Source organism: Corynebacterium sp. KPL2895 (assembly GCF_040225815.1).
Taxonomy (GTDB): Bacteria; Actinomycetota; Actinomycetes; order Mycobacteriales; family Mycobacteriaceae; genus Corynebacterium; species Corynebacterium rhinophilum.
In genome coordinates, this window is sequence record NZ_JBEHFY010000059.1 from 1 (window position 1) to 745 (window position 745).

Genomic DNA, 745 nt, shown 5'->3' on the forward strand with positions numbered 1-745 from the left:
GGGGATGCGGACATTTTTTAGGACTATTCAGAGTAGCAGTTTGCGTCGGCGTTGATTGATGCTTAATCCGCCGAACTCAAGCTTGATTCTTCGTTCGTTGTAGAAGTCGACATATTCATGAATCGCTTTCTCTAGTTCCTCACGATGGCGTCATTTACGTCCATAGAACATCTCATTTTTCATTCGGCCGAACAATCCTTCGCACGCCGAATTGTCGGGTGAGCACCCTTTCTTCGACATTGAACGAGCAAAACCGATGTCTTGGCAGGCTTGGATCCAACTATTACCTCGGTAGTGGCAACCCCGATCGGAATGGATTACTAATCTTGTCGGATCCGCAGGCGCATCATTTTCAATCGCCTGTGCTAAGCAGTCGTCTGCAAGCTGCTGACTAGGATGGCAACTCGTTGTTGCTCCCACGATCTTTCCGTCAAAACAATCCACCAACGCTGAAAAGTAGATTTTCCCGTCATCAGCAGGAAACTCTGAAATATCCGTCAACCACAGCAGCCCAGGCTTATCAGCATGAAAATTCCGTTTCACCAAGTTTGGTGGGGCATCTGAAATCTCCCCGCGATACGACGAATAACGACGCTTTTTCTTAACATAACGCACCGTTAACCCTTCGGCCGTAATGATTCGGCGCACAACTTTCTCGCTGACCTTGATTCCCGATTGCTTCAATTGAATCCAGACGCGACGATAGCCGTAGCTGAATTCGGAGTCTTTTACGATTTCGGTAATT

At 47.7% G+C, this 745-nt stretch carries 1 protein-coding gene and 1 pseudogene; both read right to left on the reverse strand.

Features of this window, described 5'->3' with window-relative positions:
• Window positions 1-27: 27 nt before the first annotated feature.
• Window positions 28-132 (reverse strand): annotated as a pseudogene (locus ABRP95_RS12050) (IS3 family transposase); the annotation flags it as partial.
• An 18-nt stretch (window positions 133-150) separates the two neighbouring features.
• Window positions 151-745: IS3 family transposase (locus ABRP95_RS12055; RefSeq protein ID WP_349839493.1), on the reverse strand; the 595-nt coding region annotated here is incomplete at its 5' end.